Raw genomic sequence first — 15,926 nt, forward strand, 5'->3', positions numbered from 1 at the left:
ATAGGGGGGAGTATGGATTTTGAAATTAACACTTACTGGAATGTAGAAGTAACATACCAAATATTTAATGGTGTTTCGGCCATTATGCAAAGTGGAAACTTTGTTGGCCTAATTAAATTAGCATTTTTGATTATGTGCCTTATATCACTTATCACTTTTATGTGGAATAAGGATATGGGGTTCTTTAGGTGGTTCTTCCAAGCTTTACTTTTCACAATGTTAATTAACATGCCAATTGCAAAAGTAGTGCTAACAGATAATTTGTCTCAACAGCCACCAAAGATTGTGCAGAATGTACCCTGGGTTCTAGCAGCTGGTGGAGCATTTATTAACAATGCTTCGGGTTGGGTGGTCAAAACTTATGAAACTGTTTTTAATGTTCCAAGTGAATTAAGTCTGCATGGAACAGGTGACATGGGGTATGGTCAAGCACTAATTAAACATGCAAATAAGATAACGATAACCGATCCTATATTGCGTAGTGACGTAATGCAATTCTTCAAAGAATGTACGATTTACGACATTCAGGATGGTTATGTTAGTCCAGTTGAATTAGCAAACAAAACGGATACGTGGAACTATGTCTTAAATAACACTAATCCAGCTCGATTTGTTACTTTTGGTTCGTTAAGTGGTACACGTACTACAAGAACATGTACAGAAGCAGCAGCGGACTTAAAAACAAGAGTACAGAATGGGCTTGAAGCATCCATGAAAATGTATGGGAAAACTTTCTTTAATAGATTTCCCGACAATATGGCATATCAAATGTATCTAAACTCATTAGGAACTTCATATAGTTGGTTAATTAACTCAAATCAAAGTGCAAGTGACGGTGTTAAACAAGCCATGTTTAATAACGTATGGCGTGAAGCAGGAACAGAGCTACCAGCATTATTAAATGATCCTAGTCGTGTTGCCGAAATAACAGCTAATGCTGGTGCAGCATTGGGAGCACAACAAGTACAAGGCAGCATGAGTGTGGTGAGTAAGCTGGCTTATGAAGTAATTCCACAATTACGAAATTGGCTTGAAGCAATCCTATACAGTATTTTCCCTATTGTTCTTGTAATGATGGTTTTAAGTAAAGCTGACAATATGATCGGTATTTTGGGAGCTTATTTTTCATCATTACTGGCTCTTGGAATGATTCCAATCTTTTTTGCTGTTATCAATCACATTTCATTGATCTATATGAAAATGAAAGCTGATGCTCTTAGTTTGTCAACAGGTGTGCCTTTTGGGAAGATGGGTGTGCTTGATAGTACATTGATTGATGAGCAAACAATGGTTGGATATATGGTGATTCTATCTATTGGATTGGCTTCCTGGTTAGCATTCAAGATGAACGGATCAATAACTGGTGTAGGTCAAAGAATGATGATGGCTTGGAGTGCAGCTGGTGGGGCTGGCTCAAGTCTCTCAACTGGTAACGCAAGCATTGGTGAGCAAACAATAGATAACATTAGTGCTAATAACACTAATATGCACAAAATGGATACGAGTGCGCTTTATAACAATAACGGTCGTACTTATGTTGGTAGTGATGCAACAAGAACCCAATATAATAATGGGGATGTTGCTACTCAATACCATAATAACGATTTACATTATGGTGCAAGTGTTGGTAGTGGGCTTTCAAGAAACTTAGGTTCTGAGAGAAGTGCTGAAACTGCTTTAGGAAGAAATTCTAATTTTGAAACTAATAGTACACAAGGCACAACTTTTAGTCATGAAGCAAACCAAGGGCAAGGACGTTCTGATCTGCAAAGCATTGGTGTAAATGCAAGTAATGGTATTAATGGTGGTGATCGTAGAGGGTTTGATAATAACTTAGGTGTAGGTTCAAGCTCAGCTCAACATGGTGGTTATACTGATAGTAGGTCATTTGATCAAACGCTAAATGGCGGTTTGAATGGAAACTTAGGACTTGCATTGCCTAGTGGTGGTGGTGGTAACTCCGGAGCAATAAACCCTAATACTGGTGTGCCAGCTGCAAGCTCACAGGGCGTTCCTGGTGTTCCAGGTACACCAGCTGGAGCGAATGGTGTTCCAGGTACACCAGCTGGAGCGAATGGTGTTCCAGGTACACCAGCTGGAGCAAATGGTGTTCCTGGTGCAAATGCAGTGCCTAATGCAAATAATGCAGCACCAGGTAAGGGTGGTGGAAAAGGATTACCTGTTTATGGAAGTTTGGGTGCTCAGGGTGGAATCGACTTTAGATATAACGAGGGTGCTCAAGTTACAAATGGTGCTGAATTAAGAGTACAAGGTGACAAGAACCAGGGTGTTAACCAAAATATTTATCACGACAAAACAGGTAGTCTAACAGACACGAATGAGTCTCAACGACAATCTAATCAAACATGGGGAGTGCAAAACACAGGCTCTATCTTTAATAATGATCAGGTTATTACTGGTCAAAGTGCTAACTTGAGTCAGCAACAGGCATCGAGAGAGAGTGCTGGAATTAACTATTCTCGCTCACTTAATTTTGATACAGACTATGGTCGTAGCGTTACTCATGCAACAGATGTTGCAAGAGCAAATAATATGTCACCTGGACAGTTCTCTTTGTTAACTCCAAAAGAGCAACAGGAATTGTCACAAGAGTATTTGATGAAGCAAGAAGCAAGTTCTTTGCAAATGCCAAAGCAGTTCCTTGATGGTTCTAATGTACAAAACAGACCTGATTTATATGTCAGTTTTGATCAATACAAAAACGAAATTGCTGAACGTTATGGATTTGATCAGAAAGCTCAGGATAATTTAGATCGAGTTGGTGTAAGTAATAATGATGTTGCAGCATTAAAACCAAATCTAAGTACACCGGAAGTTGTTTCGGGAGCAGCTGGCGTGATAGGTAATCAAGCTGCTGATCTAAAAGAAAGAGAGAAAAATTTACGTGAAAATGCGAAAGATCGAGTTGATTATGATCAGAAGCTAGAACCAGACAGTAAAATCACCAAAGTTCTACAAGATAAATTGGGAACGTGGGGGGATGGAGATAATCAGCCAAAAAAGTAAATGACCATGCCTTAAGGCCAAATTTTGATAGGCATGGTAATTACGTGATACAGGCAGCTAAAGAAGTGGGGGCAAATCCTAATCTAGCTGTAACAATGGCAGCGGTAGAGAGTTCATTTAATCCTGGAGCAGTGTCAAGTTCGGGAGCAACTGGATTAGGACAATTTACAAGAGGAACATGGCTTGATCGGATTAAGAAAGCTGAGCATCCGGAGTTGAAAGCATTACAGAAATTGCCAGCTGGACAGCAACTACAGTACCGTGATAACCCTAGGTTAAATTCACTGGCTCTTGCTGAAAATATTGTAGAAGCTGAAAAGCGGATACAAAATGCGTTCAAACTTAATGGGATTCAAAGTAAAGTGACACCAGCTGATATTTATGCTCTACATAATATTGGAAATCCTGGTATGTCAGTGGCAGCAAGACAAGGGAAAATGGCTAGAGCTGCTGTGAGTGAATCTGCTTTGGAGCTTAACAAGGGGTTATATAAAAAGGGAGTTAATACAACTGCCAGTGAATATATGAACCAGGTGACAAAAAAGTTGAACCAAAGCATGTATGACATACAACATGGTAAGTCTAGGAAATAAACTGCAATAATCAAAAAAAACCGCTTTTTTAAAAGCGGTTTTTTTTATCAGATAATTATTCCGGAAGAGGCTTAATTTTCTTTAGAGTCATAAGCCATAAGTAGAGATGCTAGAATCGCCTGTTTCTCAGGAGCAGGCAAACTAAGGAACTTTGAAGCCCATCGTTCAGACTTTCGTTTTATGCGCTGGCGATCAGTAAAATCTTTACCAGCAAAGGTATGGTAGTGTACTTGTCCTGGGCAAAAGTTAGCCCAAACTGTTTCAGTCCTTACGCCACCTCTAGTCATAGCCTGAAAATCGACACTCCACCAATCAGAAATAAGTTGGGTATACAAATCACTTCTATATCCCGAAAGTAAGACCTTACAAGTGGGTGGAAGTTGTTTAAGTGCCTGGATCAATTTTATATGATCATCATCTGTAAATTCATACAAGTAACGTTTGTTACTGGTACGAGTATTATGAACATAAGGGGGATCACAATAGACTACAGTGCGACCAGCTTCATCAAACTTAAAATTACTTATAAAATCGAAAGCGTCAGTATTGTATAGCTCTATATCGGGATGATATTTCCTAAAATCGTCAATACAAAGCTGATTCAAATCAATGCCAATCTCTCGTTGTGATTTTTCTTTTTTAGACAGTACGGCACCTGTACCCAAAAATAATTCTATATAAGTGTCATGGGGCGGGATCAAATTTATTATTGCTTGAAATACACCGCTGCCGGACTTGGCACCAAGATAGTTTTTCATATCTACGGTCATATACAATTTTTACTCGATTTTAAGTTAATAGAATTATAGATAAAAATGACTATGTTGGCCAGCAGATCTTGCATAGATAAAAACGTCTATGTGATCAGGATTTAAGAGCATTGGCCAGCATAGATAAAATTATCTATGGTGAACGGATAAAGGATTTCTTCAGCATAGATAAAAATGTCTATGCTCGATTCAAAGGAAGAGACAGGGAAAACAAATAAACGTATCTGCAATGAGTGTAGGGTTTTATGAATTACGGCCTACAGAAGCCTGTAGGCGGTGTCTACCGCCACAGTCGGGGTATTGGCCTAGGCACAGCCTCACTCCCTAATGACAGCATCCCTTAAGTCGCTGTAACGTGGTGGCAGCAAAGCAAATTGGTGGGGGCAATAAAAATCTGTGATTTTTTGCAGCACACTCCAATTTGTGACATGAAATAATTAAGATTTCTCATTTTTTCTAACTTCATTAAATTTTAGAGTATTAAACTGGATAGCGAACTCACATAAGCCCAAGGCTTTATCAATATTCAAATTATCTTTCGGAAGAACCTTAAATACTTCGGTTTTATCTAGGTGATTCTTTAGGTCACGATCATAACTTTCCAGTGCATTACCATAATCATAACCTCTAACAAAACCTGATGGGGTGTGAGAACATGGGAAAACGATTGAGTTTACAAAAGCATTTGATCCGACACCATCCTTTGCTTGTTGAAGTAATAAATGTTTTACATTGTCTTGAAGTATCCAAGGAATCGGGGCTGCATTCATGGATAGATAGCTGATCAAGGTTAAAGGTAATGCAAAGGAAAATGCAAAATTTAAAGGCTTTTTAAGTAAGAGTAGGACAAGGGAAGTTAATAGGAGCATAAGTAAGAACAATACAAATGTGGAGTAAAGGCTACTCTCATACATGAAATTTAAAAAACTAATCATTAGTAAGTCCTAATTAAAAAATCTAATAGCTATAATTTTGGCTTTTAAAATACTAAAAAAGTGTTACCTATATACAAGAAACAATTGGCTTAATTGCACTGCTATTACACTTTAATAAGAATGTATTTGATAAATTAATATACTTGATAACTCATTAAAATTAAATATAATTAAATGACATCGAACAACATAAACAATGTTGCTAATTAAGTAAACGAGAAAATTATGACAGATATTCGGAACCTATCTATTGAAGAATTAAAAAAACTTCAAGATGAAGCTGGTGCTTTAATCGTTGTTAAGCAAGAACAAGAAATTCTTGATGCTTATGACAAGGTGTATGCAATCGCTGACAGTGTAGGTCTTACACTTGAAGTTTTATTGGAAGAGGGTGCGAAAAGAAAGCGTAAAATTCAGAAAAAACCAGTTGAGCCAAAGTATCGAAATAAGACTAATTCAGATGAAACCTGGACAGGACGTGGAAAGCAACCGAAGTGGTTGGTTCAGGAAATAGAAAAGGGTGGGAAACTAGAAGATTTCGCTATTTAAAATAAAAAAGCTTCTGATACATTCAGAAGCTTTTTTTATTATTGCATTATAAAGCAATAAATAATACTCAAAACTAATAGGTGAAAAATGTTTAATAATTGAAACAACGGAATAAGTTAATGCTTATTGGTGAATTGATCATGTAAAGGATGAGCAGGTAGATTCACAATGTTTTGAGGATTATTATTTAAAATGGGGCTATTTGCTGCATCTTGACACCATTTTTCGGCTTCATATTTATCTTTGATTATTTTTATACATAAAATAAAAAGTCTTAGAAAAATTATGCCAAATACCATTGCCATGATAGGGTTAAATTCAAAGAATACAGGAACGAAAAGCACTAATATCATTCCTGTAATTAGTGCATTAAAAAACCAAATAAGTTTCGACATAAACTACTCCTAGAATGAAGTAGAAATATACAATTAGTCCTAGGCTTATTGCTGTTCAACAATTAGAGCTGCAATGTTTCCTTGGAATGCTAAAGATGCAACTCTATAGCCTTTGTTGTATATTTCTGCAATTGTTAAACGTTCAGAGCCTAGATCAGGGCAAAGAAATTTAACCTCATATATGTTAGACATTTGACTAGATACACTCGTACAAGCTGTACCCTTTTTAGCTGCCTGGGCAGAAGTCACTAGCCCAAGTGATAAAGTTGTAGCTAAGGCCACGAAACTAAGTTTGGTTAAGAGTTTGTTTGAGTACAGCATAAATTTTCCTTTTTGTTAAAGTTTTAACAAGATTTTTTATAGGGTAATATTGGTTTCAGAGTGAAGTCAAACTTTTTAAACAACAAAAATTGAACATAGTGTTTGTGTTTTAGGTAGATCAAAGCATAAAATGGACTTCAATGTGAAGTCTAAAATCATGAAAGGGTAGCTTTAATGAAAAAAAGAATTGCGTTAACAGCACTGATAGGTTTGTGTTTTCTTTCGGGTTGTTCAACATTTCACCAGTCAGATTATAACGGTGTAGGTCAATGCCAAACAAGTACCGTTAATTGCGGATCATGCTAGTAATTAAGGCTAGAAATGGCCTATTATTTGTGATAATTTAATTAAATATTTGGACTTCACAATGAAGTCATTTAATTTATATAGGGTTTTTTTTCTTTATTGTTTTGATAAATAAAATGAAGAAAAATTAAAGCCCAAGTCTGGAAAACTTGGGCTTTAATCGGTTTCAGCGGAAACTAAAACCTTAAATTTGGGATGGCACCCATATCAGGACTAACATACAAGTTATAGAATTGGCGTTCAGACTTGTAATGTACTTAAGCAATAATACATGCGGTTTTTTCTTTTCGCAAGTGTATTTCGATGCATGAAGGCTGTCCTGGTTGGTTACAACAGGATAAAACCATGTTCGGAATGGCAAATAATAGCTTAGCACTTGCAAGCAATGATTCATTAACCATTGTTCTCAAACGATTTTATAATAATCTACCCGATAAACCATATCACTCAAACGGATTTGATGTTGAGGGATTAAAAATTAATCGGAAAATAGAAGCAGTTAAGAAAAAATATATTCAGTTTAACCATCCAAATTGGAAAAAATACATATTAATTGACATAGATCGTCCTGGTGCAGTCACCGATTGGCTCTATGAGTCTCCGCATCTACCAGCTCCGAACCTGATAATTGAAAATAGAAAAAATGGACACGCTCATTTCGTGTATGAACTAATTGATGCAGTTAGTTTTACAGAGCGTAGCTCATTAAAAGCACAGAACTATTACAATGCTGTCGAAAAAGCCTTGACTAGAGAGCTAGGGGGGGATGAAAGATACAATGGTGTGGTTGGGAAAAACCCATGTTCTGAGGAATGGAGAACATCAACATATCGCACAGAAGCTTATCACTTAAAAGACCTAGCTTCTAAATTAGAGCTAACAACAGGTTTAACACCGTTTGAGGTGCCACAGAAAGCTCAAAATGATGAAAGTGCTATTAACGGTCGTAATGATGAAATATTTCACTCAGTACGTCACCTGGCTTATAAAGATATAAGGGATTTTAAAAATAATGCTGGACTGCTATTCAATCATTGGTTTGATCATGTATTAAAACTGGTGCAGGAAAAAAACTCATATTACATAAATCCGATGGATTACAAAGAATGCACACATATTGCTAAATCAATTAGTAAGTATTGTTGGCGCAATCATGCAGAGTGTCATAGACAATTCGTGGAAAGACAGCGAATCAAAGGCTCAAAAGGTGGAACCAATAGATCTGCAAAATATGAAGAAGCCAGGAGAATGACAAAGCTATTGTTCCGCCAAGGTGTTTCACTTAAGCAAATAGCTGAAAAGGTCAATATTTCGTACCGCAGTGTCGTCCGGTACACAAAAGGGCTATTACGCATTAAATTATTAAGTTTCAATGATATAAATAATTTACGCAAATCCGCACTTGCGGACAAAAAAGCACGAAGCGGAGCGAAGTGCATAAAGTCCGAGCAGAGCGAGGGCATTAATAATGTTTTAAGTTCGTGTGACACTAGCCCAAATCAGGTATTAGCCGCTAGGCATACCAACCCAGCCCATTTCGGAGTATTTTTTAAAACCTTCTTGAGCTTAACTTTTAAAAATTTAAAATTTGAATGGTTAAATGAGAAAACTATACTTAATTATTATTCAAAGATACCTTAAACAATCTTATGCTTAGGCTATTTAGTGCCTTATCTATTACTGAGCATTATATCAAAGTGGCAGGTAATGATCAATTACAACTCTAAGTTTAGAATGAATTTATGTTGTTAATTAACAAGTTATATAATTTGATTGTTGGTGAGCTTGTAGCTTTTGTTGTTGTCTAAGTTGCGTCAACGCAACAATTAAACTTTTGTTGTTTAAAGTTTAATTGTGCTTAAAAGATAACCTTTATAATGTAGTTAAAGGAGTTATTTATGTTATTAGCTTTTGATGAATTAGAACGCAGAGAGTTTGATCGTAGATTTTATTTACTTACAAATATTCAATACGCTATTTCAATTTACCAAGGTGTTTTATTGGAAAAGTATGTTGAAAATCCAAAAGAGAAGATTGTAGATGATTTTAGATCATTAAGCGAATTGCAAGCGAATTTAAGTCAACAAGACACTCAAACTTTAAGGAATATATATCACGATATTTCAATTAAAATGGGAGGAATTTTAGATGCGAGATAATTTTGATAATTTTATTAAAGGTCTTGTTAATCTTTCAAGTGCTCATTGTATTCAGCAAGAACATCCGATTGCGATTATAACTGTTGGAGAGGAAGGATCGGGGAAAGAGGTTCTTGCATTACAGGCACAAGATGAACTTTCAAGGCGTGGTGGAAGTGTATTAATAGGTGAAAACTATTATAAAGGGTTTACTGAAAATTATTTAAATAATGTTAAAGATAATGACATTAAGGCATCAAAAGACTCAGTAAAAGAAGCGAAATATTTATCTGACAAGGTTTTAGATAAAGCTATCGAAAATAAACATAATGTTGTTATCAATGAAAAAAGTGAAAATCCTTACGATTTCAAAGAAGTAAGTGAAAAGTTACATGATAATGGCTATCAGGTTGAAGTCAGGGCTATGGCAACTCCGCATGAGCATAGTTTGATCAGGAATAATACTCAATATGAAGATCAAAAAGGTAACTTAGGTTTTGGTGATCATAAAGGATTTAAAGATTTTGATTCAAAAAATGTTGAATCAATTCTAGCAATTTCGGAAGAACATAATGATGCGGATAAAGTCAAAGTTTATGATCGAGTTGGTAATGAAGTATATAATAATGAATTGAACCCTGATAAAAAAACCTGGTTTAAATCCATAGATGCTGAGAATACTTTTAAGTTTGAAACAAATAAGCCATTGGCTACAAGTGAATATCAATATAATCAAGTGGCCTGGGAACAGCTGGTACACATGAAAAATTCACTTAAAGCACCGAAAGGTGAAATTGATCAGACCATTGCTGAAAAAGAATCATCTAAGGAACAGTTTTTAAATAAAGATAAGGTCGTGGAAAAAGACTTAAGTAAGCTGATCGTTAAAACACCGGATTTATATAAGGGTTTGCAACAAGGCCATGTTGTAAGCCAAGACGAAAACCATGTTCTTATGCAGATTAATCGTTATACAGCAATTAAATATGATCGTGACAGATTACAAGATAGTAATAATCAAGAACTGGAAATAGGCCAGCAACTTTTTATTAATCATAGTGGGCAAGGTAGTTACCAAATATTAGAGCACAAAGAAGCCCAACAAATGCAAGAGCAGCAAGAAGTAGCTCAGCAGCAAAACCAGCAACAAGATTTAGACCATGAACTTACGAGGTAACTATGTTAATTAGAATTAGTGGAATGGAAGTTGAATCAGATGCAGAAAATATTCAAGAAATTTTACGCCAAGCTTATAACGAACGCCAAAGGCCGTTATGTTTGTGTGTAAATGGCGGTGTACCGTTGTACATAGCAAAAGTGAATAACTCATATATTTTAAAGAGAATGCCGAATACTGGCGGATCACATAACCCTGGATGTGTAAGTTATGAACCGCCACATGAACTCTCAGGGCTGGGAGAAGTTTTAGGACAGGCTATTCAAGAAAATCCGGAAGATGGATCAGTTGCTTTGAAGTTTGATTTTGCTTTATCAAAAAGGGGAGGTAAAGCACCACCACCGCCTACAGGTAAAGAACATGATAGTGTTGCAACAGATGGGAAAAAACTTACTTTACGTGGGTTATTACATTATTTATATGAAGAGGGTAGGCTGAATTATTATCAGCCTAAAGAAAAAGCAACGAACTGGTATTCTGTAAGGAAACAATTGTTGAGGGCTGCATCAGACAAAACAGCAAAAAGACAAGATTTAGCATCTACATTATATATACCTGAAACTTATAATATTGATATTAAAAAGGATATAGCAGCAAGACGACATGAGCAATTATCAAATTTAAGTGCTCAGAATTTGATGATAGTTATTGGTGAGGTTAAGTCAATTGAAAAAGCACGTTATGACTATAAACTGGTTGCTAAACATTGCCCTGACTATCATTTTTTTATGAATGAGGATGTTCATAACAGAATAAATAAACGTTTTGAACGAGAGTTGGGTTTGTGGAATATGTATGGGGATCAAGGTCATTTGATGTTTATTTGTACTGTTCTAAAAACAGCGAGTGATTTACCTTTGATTCAAGAAATATCTTTTATGCTTGTTAATAAGCAATGGATTCCTTTTGAAAGTAAATATGAGTATGAATTAATTGAAGAAATGATAGATAATAGCCGGCAATTTATAAAAGGATTGCGCTATAACTTACCATCTAATAAGCCGTTAGCTTCTCTTGTTGCTGTAGACACGGAACCAAAACCTACTGCAATGTATATCATCCCATATAGTGAAAGCGAGAGCCAGTCATACGCTCAAGGGATCGAACAGATGATAGAAGAGAGTGATTATGCGAGTTGGCAGTGGTTTGTTGATAATGCAATGCCTAGTTTGCCTAGCAAAAATCTTGAATGAGGTGTGTAATTGAAAATTTCTTATACTTTCACGAGTGGTCGTTTGGAAGCTGTTTTTAAAATATCTAATCATATTCAATATGGTGAGAAAAATGACACTGCAAAAGAGAAAGAAATTATTGAAAAATTTAGAGCTGATGTATCTTCAGGAAAATCACATGAAGATACTGAACTCTTTAAGGCGTTAAGTAGTGTTGATGAAAAAATTGTGATCAATAGGTTCACCAGGGTTCTAAAAGAGAATACTGGTAGTAAAAATGACCCCTTTTCATTTAATGAATATAGGGCAGGTGTTTATCACGAATTAGATGACTATAAATTAGCAATAAGATTCAGTGAAGCAAAAGAACTTTTGAATAAGAAACATTTAGAAAAAACAGGTATGAATATTACAGTTCGAGATATTTGTGCAATGAGTGGACATAATCCAACAAATATTAAAAATAGTATAAACCATAAGAGAGGAATTGTTCTTGGTATGCTTGAAGCTATTGAGAAATTAGCAAAAGACTATTAATATATGAGTGTGTTTTTTGTGTATTTATTCTTATGTTAAAAATGAATTTAATTTATCCTGTAATTAAAAGAAAAGAACATGGAACGCTTTCATTCCATTCTAAAGATTTCAATTTGCATGTTGAAGCTGAAAGCGTTCCGGAAGGTATCCGGAAAATCAAAGATCAAATGGTTCTAAAAATTACAGAGATAGCTAAAAGTGGTAATCCACTTCCTGATCCGGATTTAGAACTGGATGAACCAGGTGTTATTTTTATTGAAATTGATTCAAGCCTGGCTAAATATAGGGTTGAGCGTGTAAACATGACGATTCCTGTTAATCAACTAAAATGGATGGATGATAGGAGTTTGAATAAGAGCAACTATGTGTCTGAACTGATTTGGGAAGATATGAAGAGGCAAACTCAGATTAAGTGAACGGTGAAACTTTTGGCTAAAATAAGCAAATAAATAAAATAGTTATAAAAAACCTTTTTAAAAGGTGTGTTTTTTGTGTATAATTAAGGGGTAAAGCTAATGGCTTTGAGTAAGATGATGAAAAAACACTTTAATTTTTGGGCGTTCTCTTCCGAAATTATTCAGACAAATGGAGTTCATGAAGATCTTCATAGTCTTGAAATTATTATTGGAAAAGACGTGTTGGAAGCTTTAAATGACCAAATAGGTTATTTAAAGGAAAATGGCTTAAATCGGTATTTTGCTACCTATATTCTCAATTCAGAAGAAATGAAGCATGTATCTGTTTACATGAATGAACCTGAAATGGTTGAGGTCAGTGATCTCTACTTGATGGGAAATATAAGTGGGCTATATGCTAAGTTTTACATAACGCTGCATGAAAAACTTATTTTTTACCTGGTGAAACTGATAGCTTATGAAAAAGGTAATTGATCATAGGCTATCATCTAATCATATTATGGTTTTTTTGCCTGTGGATTTATGGACAATCGCAAGCGACCGCACATTCCTAATCTGTGCATAACCATTGTGGAAAAACCGTTGGTATTTACCACAAGGTTACACACAGGGAATGGCTTTGCCCACAAGCTCCACAGGCATCATAATCATTTTAAAAAATTTAAATTTTTAAGAGCATTGTTTATATGCTTACAGTCACAAAATTTAGTGTTCTTCAAAAAATCACAGATTTTTATTGACCCCGAAATTTTGTTCGGTTGACACCACGTTACAGCGACTTAAGGGATTTGGTCATTAGGGAGTAGGAAGTTTCTGAATTTTAATATCCCGACTGTGGCGGTAGACACCGCCTACAGGTTGCTACAGGATGAAATAGGAAATATAGTTTGCATTAATTTGGAAGGTGAAGTAAGATTATTATATAACCTAGGTTATATTTATGTATATGAAATGCCGAAAGGCTTGGAGTCGTGATGAATAGTTTAAAAGAGTTGTTATCGTTAAAGCCTGGATTCTTAATTGAAGCACATGGGAATGGTCATAGTATTTACTTTGCATCATGTGGAAGTAAACGCAAAAAAATTAAGATTTCTCATTCACTTTTTTTATATGCAAAAAAAGCAAATTTATTCCCTATTGTTAATAAGCATTTGAATCTAGTGAAATAATCAAGAACATGGTTATATACTGCAATGATGATAAATAAGGGTGAAAGATTATGTCTCAGTTTGTTCTTCAAGAAAAACAACTGCAATCACTAATGGCTGATGGTGCTTTAGAATACGTTAAGTTTCATTATGAAAAAGAAAGCAATAATGGCGAGTTGTCGTTATGGTTTTTTTTTAATTCAAAATTTCAGCATTCATCACGATCTTTAAAAAATGAAAATGGTGAAGTAAAGACCTGGCGATCAAAAGAAGATGCAACTGCCTATTTACGAAGTATTGGGTATACTGGTGACGTAGGAGAAGCTGGGGTTGATTGTCCGGAGCCTGAGAATGATGATTTCCTATTGAAACGTGCTGAACATGCCCAGGATTACAATCAGTTTAAAAATCCGTTTGATTTAGCTGCTGAGTTGATTTTTGATGAGTTCGCAGATCGTTTTAATGCCGTAGAGGATATTCAGGAAAATAACGAGCTGAGCACTGAAATCAAAGAAGAAGTTGCCTTATTAATTACAAAGGCACTCGAATACTGGAATAAAAGTAAAAAGAAAAATGAGGAATAAAATAGTGACAACGCCATTAGATGTAAATGAAGCAGAAGAAAAGCTAAAAAGACAAAAAATGTTTTTTGAGCCATTGAATAAAGTTACGAAAATATCATTTTGGATGTATTTTGCTGTATTTAGTTGTTTTCTTTTCTACTTGGAATATCTGTTTATTTTCAAGCATGAGCTTCCACGCTTCCAAGGTTATTATGGGTATCTTTTAACATTCAGTGCTTGTTTTTTAATCTGTTTTTATGCATTTAAGAATTTTTTGGCTGCATTAGAAAAACGAATGAGTTTGAATGTGTTAAGTAATTTAGTAGCGGTGGATGGTTATAGTGACTTAGCCTCATTGAGAATTAGTCACAATAATCTCTATATTTCAAGTCATGTTGCACTGTTCATTTTTGGATTGTCTTTGGCTTTCATGTTGCATAACTATGGAAATTTTCCTCTTACGGATTTTAGGATTGTTCTATCTAAGCCTATATCAATAATTTGTTTAAGTAGTCTTGTTTACTATATATTAACTAGGATTTTTTACTATATTAGAAATAAGCAATTGGATGATGCAATATTTTATGCTCAGATTGAGCATCATAAAGAAAGATATTATAAAGAAAAAGCTGAAAATGGGATGCTTGATTCAGAAGATAAGATTTAGGATTTATATATGTCTTTACATAACTGGTTAATATTTAAACCATTCGATGAAGAAGAAGAGGTGTTGCATTTTGACTTGAATCGCAATCCAATTTATTTATTTCTAACGATTGTAACCTGGGTTCTAGCGTTATGTATGATCAGTGTGATGATCTATGATATAGAGAACTTTGCAGCATTGGTGTTTATAGGATTGTATTTGGCGACAAGATCAGTACAGGTGTTGATTGAGTGGCATTCAGGATTTAAGAACATGGCGAAAAACCATCTTTACTTTATAGGCGTTATGACTATTGGTTTCTTGTTGTTGCGATCAACATGGTAATCAGTGAAGCTATATTTTTAGAGTTGCGTTAACGCAACTTTTTTTTGCTTGCGACTTGCAAAAGGTGTGTAAATTGTGTATATTAAAGACTAGATACCGAAAGGTAGGGAGTGAGGAAAAATGAAATCAAACAAGGTTAATCCTATGAAAAAATTAGTAGTTAGCAATCGTAAAGGTGGTGTGGGCAAAACTTTTATTAGCACACATTTGGCTCATTCTGCTTTAGAAAAAGAATTGAAACTATTGTTTGTTGATAATGACCCACAAGGTAATGCTGGTGATAGCCTTGAAGCTTATGCTACCAATGTTTTTAAAACAATTGATATTTTTACGCAAAAAATTGATTTTGCAAGTTGCTGTACTGGTGATAAATATTTCGTTCTTTTTAAGGGTACTGATGACCTAGAAGAGCTGGAAGTTGAAAACCTTGAAACGCTGGTAGAAAACATTGTTGAAGCGAGTAAATATTTTGATCTTTGTTTGATCGACACACCGCCAACAAGCGGAAAGCTACAGAACTACTCATTCTTAATTTCAGACTTTATCTTAAGTCCGTTCCAGTTAGATAATTATTCATATACTGGATTCGCAACTCTAATTGAAAGAATTGCAGAAATTCAAACAATTAATGAATCAATTCAATTCTTGGGTTTTATTCCTAATTTGGTAGACCTAAGAAGTAGCTTTGATCGTGAGCAGCTAAAAACAGTCACAGAAGAATATGGAAGTTATATGTTTGGTGATGGTGCATATATTCCACTAAGAACGCATGTGAAACTAGCGAATCATACTGGTGTTCCAGTATGGAGAGTGAAAAATGGCGCAAAAACTGGAAAACTGGTTCGCCAACTGAATAATGCTATTTTTGACAAGATTGGAGTGTAATCA

General features: G+C 35.1%; 19 protein-coding genes. 15 read left to right on the forward strand and 4 right to left on the reverse strand.

Features of this window, described 5'->3' with window-relative positions; all coding sequences use genetic code 11:
* Positions 1-12: 12 nt before the first annotated feature.
* A complete protein-coding gene (locus F933_RS16630) occupies positions 13-3,027 on the forward strand; it encodes a conjugal transfer protein TraG N-terminal domain-containing protein (protein ID WP_005063339.1) in 3,015 nt (1,004 codons plus the stop codon).
* A 44-nt stretch (positions 3,028-3,071) separates the two neighbouring features.
* Positions 3,072-3,620, forward strand: a complete 549-nt coding sequence (locus F933_RS16635) for a transglycosylase SLT domain-containing protein (protein WP_005063341.1) — start codon at positions 3,072-3,074, stop codon at positions 3,618-3,620.
* Positions 3,621-3,691: 71 nt separating this feature from the next.
* On the opposite strand, the gene F933_RS16640 is transcribed toward F933_RS16635, so the two are convergent.
* Together F933_RS16640 and F933_RS16645 are read right to left on the reverse strand one after the other, a co-directional pair.
* Positions 3,692-4,378, reverse strand: coding sequence for a DNA adenine methylase (locus F933_RS16640; RefSeq protein WP_228127882.1), 687 nt, complete (start codon positions 4,376-4,378; stop codon positions 3,692-3,694).
* A 449-nt stretch (positions 4,379-4,827) separates the two neighbouring features.
* Positions 4,828-5,325 carry a hypothetical protein gene (locus tag F933_RS16645; protein ID WP_005063344.1) on the reverse strand — a complete coding sequence of 166 codons (498 nt, stop codon included), beginning with the start codon at positions 5,323-5,325 and terminating at the stop codon, positions 4,828-4,830.
* 222 nt (positions 5,326-5,547) lie between these two features.
* Here F933_RS16645 and F933_RS16650 point away from each other — a divergent pair, with 222 nt between their 5' ends.
* Positions 5,548-5,874 carry an H-NS histone family protein gene (locus F933_RS16650; protein ID WP_228127883.1) on the forward strand — a complete coding sequence of 109 codons (327 nt, stop codon included), beginning with the start codon at positions 5,548-5,550 and terminating at the stop codon, positions 5,872-5,874.
* Positions 5,875-5,990: 116 nt separating this feature from the next.
* Here F933_RS16650 and F933_RS16655 read toward each other — a convergent pair whose 3' ends face one another.
* Together F933_RS16655 and F933_RS16660 are read right to left on the reverse strand one after the other, a co-directional pair.
* Positions 5,991-6,269 (reverse strand): hypothetical protein, encoded by a 279-nt coding sequence (locus tag F933_RS16655; protein ID WP_005063349.1) that lies wholly within the window; start codon positions 6,267-6,269, stop codon positions 5,991-5,993.
* Between the two features lie 45 nt (positions 6,270-6,314).
* The gene (locus F933_RS16660; protein ID WP_005063351.1) at positions 6,315-6,590 is read right to left on the reverse strand and encodes a hypothetical protein; all 276 of its coding nucleotides are present in this window, start codon (positions 6,588-6,590) and stop codon (positions 6,315-6,317) included.
* Between the two features lie 609 nt (positions 6,591-7,199).
* Here F933_RS16660 and F933_RS16665 point away from each other — a divergent pair.
* The 12 genes from F933_RS16665 (at position 7,200) to F933_RS16720 (ending at position 15,923) form a co-directional block, all read left to right on the forward strand.
* Positions 7,200-8,537: a replication initiation protein gene (locus tag F933_RS16665; protein ID WP_005063352.1), complete on the forward strand. Its 1,338-nt coding sequence runs from the start codon at positions 7,200-7,202 to the stop codon at positions 8,535-8,537.
* 257 nt (positions 8,538-8,794) lie between these two features.
* Positions 8,795-9,055, forward strand: a complete 261-nt coding sequence (locus tag F933_RS16670; RefSeq protein WP_005063356.1) for a hypothetical protein — start codon at positions 8,795-8,797, stop codon at positions 9,053-9,055.
* Entirely contained in the window at positions 9,045-10,211 is a 1,167-nt protein-coding gene (locus F933_RS16675) for a zeta toxin family protein (RefSeq protein ID WP_005063357.1), read from the forward strand. Before F933_RS16670 ends, F933_RS16675 begins: the two co-directional genes overlap by 11 nt.
* A gap of 2 nt (positions 10,212-10,213) precedes the next feature.
* On the forward strand, positions 10,214-11,404 hold the full coding sequence (locus F933_RS16680; RefSeq protein ID WP_005063358.1) for a DUF1173 domain-containing protein: 1,191 nt from the start codon (positions 10,214-10,216) through the stop codon (positions 11,402-11,404).
* A 9-nt stretch (positions 11,405-11,413) separates the two neighbouring features.
* On the forward strand, positions 11,414-11,920 hold the full coding sequence (locus F933_RS16685) for a hypothetical protein (protein ID WP_005063359.1): 507 nt from the start codon (positions 11,414-11,416) through the stop codon (positions 11,918-11,920).
* A gap of 32 nt (positions 11,921-11,952) precedes the next feature.
* On the forward strand, positions 11,953-12,336 hold the full coding sequence (locus F933_RS16690; RefSeq protein WP_005063362.1) for a type II toxin-antitoxin system HicB family antitoxin: 384 nt from the start codon (positions 11,953-11,955) through the stop codon (positions 12,334-12,336).
* Positions 12,337-12,435: 99 nt separating this feature from the next.
* The gene (locus tag F933_RS16695; RefSeq protein ID WP_005063365.1) at positions 12,436-12,810 is read left to right on the forward strand and encodes a hypothetical protein; all 375 of its coding nucleotides are present in this window, start codon (positions 12,436-12,438) and stop codon (positions 12,808-12,810) included.
* Between the two features lie 500 nt (positions 12,811-13,310).
* Positions 13,311-13,505 carry a hypothetical protein gene (locus F933_RS16700; protein ID WP_005063368.1) on the forward strand — a complete coding sequence of 65 codons (195 nt, stop codon included), beginning with the start codon at positions 13,311-13,313 and terminating at the stop codon, positions 13,503-13,505.
* 50 nt (positions 13,506-13,555) lie between these two features.
* Complete coding sequence (locus tag F933_RS16705; protein WP_005063370.1) at positions 13,556-14,068, forward strand: hypothetical protein; 513 nt, start codon at positions 13,556-13,558, stop codon at positions 14,066-14,068.
* A 4-nt stretch (positions 14,069-14,072) separates the two neighbouring features.
* Entirely contained in the window at positions 14,073-14,714 is a 642-nt protein-coding gene (locus F933_RS16710) for a hypothetical protein (protein ID WP_005063371.1), read from the forward strand.
* Between the two features lie 9 nt (positions 14,715-14,723).
* Positions 14,724-15,038, forward strand: a complete 315-nt coding sequence (locus F933_RS16715) for a hypothetical protein (RefSeq protein WP_005063374.1) — start codon at positions 14,724-14,726, stop codon at positions 15,036-15,038.
* 120 nt (positions 15,039-15,158) lie between these two features.
* Positions 15,159-15,923, forward strand: a complete 765-nt coding sequence (locus F933_RS16720; RefSeq protein ID WP_005063377.1) for a ParA family protein — start codon at positions 15,159-15,161, stop codon at positions 15,921-15,923.
* Positions 15,924-15,926 lie beyond the last annotated feature (3 nt).

Source organism: Acinetobacter beijerinckii CIP 110307, from assembly GCF_000369005.1.
Lineage (GTDB): Bacteria > Pseudomonadota > Gammaproteobacteria > Pseudomonadales > Moraxellaceae > Acinetobacter > Acinetobacter beijerinckii.